The 3,192-nt window shown below is 72.6% G+C and carries 3 protein-coding genes; 1 reads left to right on the top strand and 2 read right to left on the bottom strand.

From position 1 onward, the window contains the following. The coding region (locus tag VFZ20_RS16535; protein ID WP_329685016.1) for an amidohydrolase family protein at window positions 1-773 on the bottom strand (773 nt) is incomplete at its 3' end. 430 nt (window positions 774-1,203) lie between these two features. Continuing rightward, window positions 1,204-2,325: an MGDG synthase family glycosyltransferase gene (locus tag VFZ20_RS16530; RefSeq protein ID WP_329685015.1), complete on the bottom strand. Its 1,122-nt coding sequence runs from the start codon at window positions 2,323-2,325 to the stop codon at window positions 1,204-1,206. A gap of 307 nt (window positions 2,326-2,632) precedes the next feature. On the opposite strand from VFZ20_RS16530, the gene VFZ20_RS16525 reads away from it, so the two are divergent. Beyond that, window positions 2,633-3,157 (top strand): phosphatase PAP2 family protein, encoded by a 525-nt coding sequence (locus VFZ20_RS16525; RefSeq protein ID WP_329685014.1) that lies wholly within the window; start codon window positions 2,633-2,635, stop codon window positions 3,155-3,157. Window positions 3,158-3,192 lie beyond the last annotated feature (35 nt).

Here is a 3,192-nt window from a genome sequence, read left to right as displayed (position 1 = left end):
GCGTTGCGCCACAGCACGCCCTGTCGCTCCTCGTCCGTCAGCTCGAGCTTTTCGGTAAAGCGCAGGTAGCTGGCGATGTCGCTGATGGGCCAGTCCGTGCCGAACATCAGCTTGCCGGGATCGTTCACGTAGGCGATCACGTCGTTCACGCGCCGCACGGCCAGCCGCTCGTAGCGCTCCTCGAACGCGCCCAGGGTAAGGCCGCAAAAGTCGCCCAGGACGTTCTCGTTCTTGTAGATCACCTCCATGGCGTCCTGGAACCACGGGTTGCCCAGGTGGCACATGACGAACGTGGTCGCGCGAAAGTCCACGGCGATGTCGTCCACCTCCAGCGGGTGCGCGTAGCGGACCTTGGTGGTGGGGCTGAACGTGTCGCCCGTGTGGATCATCACGGGCACGCCGTGCTCGGCGGCCATCTCGTAGACCGGGTGCAGCCGCCGGTCGGCCAGGTGAAACGGCTGGTAGCCGGGATACAGCTTGAGGCCCGTGATGCGCCGCGCCTGCAGCAGCCCGCGCAGGTAGGCGATCTGGTCCGCGCCCAGGTGCGGAAAGCTCACGCCCGCCACCACGCTGAAGCGCGGATCGTTCTCCACCACGGCCAGCACCTCGTCCGGCGACGGCCGGTCGGGCGTGATGTCGTAGGAGGTGAGGACCACGGAGTGCGCGATGCCGTTGGCGTCCATCTCGGCCGTCAGGCGGGCGTACCGCTCGGCCAGGGTGGGCGCGTCCGCGGGGCTGTAGCGGTTGAGGTGCGTGTGGCAGTCGATGATCACCGGCGCGCGGGGTTCTGGGTGTGCCCCCGGCCCGCGCAGGGAGCGTACCACCCGCCGGGGATCGGGGCGGAGGGTCGTGCGGAGCCGAACCCGCGCCGGACGTGGCCGCGCCCGAGACGGAGCGGGTAAACCCGCCGCTGGGAAAGCCAAAAGCCCCGTCTCGCGCTGACGCGCGATGCGAACGAGGCTTCAACCGACCGGCCCCGCGGCCCGCGCCGCGCGCCGGTGCCCGTTGGAAGCATACACCCTCTCCCGCGCAGTTTGCGGGAGAGGGTGCGAGCGACAGCGAGCGGGTGAGGGCCCCCGCCGGACCCGGTGCACACCGGTCTGCCTTCGCTGGGGCAGTCCGCGCAGGCGGACTTCGTGCCGTTCCAGCGGCGAATTCATTCGCTCCGGCTGGGTGCCCGCTGGGTGCCGGCGCCCCCTCGTCCTACGCCGCCTCGCGGTGCAGATAGTCGCGCTCCACGAGCCCCGCGACGGTGCAGGCGGCGTGCGGCCGGCCAATGCGGCGCGCGGCGGCGGACAGCCCGTCCAGCAGCCCCGGCTCCGCGAACAGCCGCCGCAGCTGCTGCCGCATGGCATCCTGCGTGGGCGCGCAGAGGGCGGCGCCCTCGGCCACCACGGCGCGCGTGTTCTCCTCCTCCGCGCCGGGAATGGGCTTCGTCAGCAGCAGCGGCTTGCCCAGGGCCAGCGACTCGCTCACCGTCAGCCCGCCCGGCTTGCCCACCACCACGTCCGCCGCGGCCAGGTAGCGCTCCATCCCGCACACGTGGCCGTACACGCGCAGCCGCTCCTCCGCCAGCCCGGCGGCGCCCAGCCGGCAGCGCGCGCCGTCGTTCCGTCCGCAGACGGCCAGCAGCTGCACGCCGGACCCCGTGGCCTGCAGCGCCGCCTCCACGCCCTCCTCCACGCCGATCCCCAGCCCGCCGCCCATCACCAGCGCCACGGGCCGGTCCGGCGCCAGCCCCAGCGCCGCGCGCGCCTCGGCCCGGGACGGCGCGTGGGCGAACACGGGGTCGATGGGGATGCCCGTCGCCTCGATCCGCCCCCGCCGTACGCGCCGGCGGAGCTCGCCCGCCAGCGTCTCCGTGGCGACGAAGTACGTGCTCACGCCCGGCTGGGCCCAGAAGCGGTGCAGGCCAAAGTCCGTGACGACGAGGCCGAAGCGCGGCAGGCCGTGGCGGCCGGCGGCCAGCTGGCAGGGGAGGAAGTGCGTGGAGACGGCTACGCTCCAGGGACGCGAAAGGAGCAAGCGGCGGAACTCGCGAAAGAGCGTGCGCTGGGCCAGGGCGCCCCACCGCGCGCTGTCGTGGTCATCACCGTCCGTCAGGCGGTAGATCTCCTTCCAGACGCGCGGCGCCTTTTCCACCATCTTCTCGAACAGCGAGCCGTAGAACGCCCGCACCCACCGCGGCGCGATGGAAAGCAGCTCCACGTGCTCCACGTGCACGCCGGGGTCGCGGGCGGCCAGGGCGCCGCGCACGGCCTCGGCGGCGCGCATGTGGCCGGCGCCGTTGGCGGCGGAGACGATCAGGACGGACGGCTGTCTCATCTGCGGATCAAAAGGAATCCGGGTGTCCCCTCGCGGTCCAGGCCGCGCCACACCATCGCCCCGCGAAATCACGCCGCGGTCACGCCCCCGTAAACAAGCTGCCTCGGCGTACCGATCTACAGGATGCGTGAAGCAAGGAACGTGCTTTCCCCGCAACGGGTTTCGCAGTCCGGAAGGGCACCCGCGCCGTCACGCGTTCGCGCCGCCTCCGGTGCGGGACCGTTACACGCCGTGCGTTGGGGCGTGAAGCGCGGCCCCGAGGTTTGTCGGCGAGCGCAACCACCACGAACCGGGGAGCCCGAACGCCATGACCGCCTGGATCGTACGCCTGCACGCCCACGACGAGCGCGCCCTGCACGCGCTGGTGCTTCGCCGCCGGCCCACGCTGGACCGCGCGATGCACGCCGTGACGCACCTGGGAGACGCCGCGTTCACCGTCGGCATCACCGTCCTGATGATGCTGGGCGCCATTCCCGGCCTGCGCGAGGTGGGGTTCCACGCCGCCTTCGCGCTCGTGGGCTCGCACCTGGTGGTGCAGATGCTCAAACGCACGGTGTCGCGCGCGCGGCCCCGCATGCCCGAGGGCTTCGCGGCGCTGGTGCAGCCGCCGGACCGCTTCAGCTTTCCGTCCGGGCACGCGGCATCGTCGCTGTCCGTGGCGCTGGCGCTGGCGACCGTGCTGCCCGGCCCGGCAGGGGTCGCCGTGCTCGCGTTCGCGGCGCTGACGGGGATGTCGCGCTGCTACCTGGGCGTGCACTATCCCGGCGACGTGATCGTGGGATGGGGGCTGGCGGTGGTGGGCCTCGTGTCAGCCGGCGTGGTCATCGGCTGACGTGTTTCGCGCGGGGCGCCGCCGGTGCGTGGGAG

Origin of the sequence: Longimicrobium sp., assembly GCF_036280135.1 — a bacterium.
Classification (GTDB): domain Bacteria; phylum Gemmatimonadota; class Gemmatimonadetes; order Longimicrobiales; family Longimicrobiaceae; genus Longimicrobium.
The sequence above is the reverse complement of the archived record's forward strand: the minus strand, read 5'-3'. Positions and strand labels throughout refer to the sequence as shown.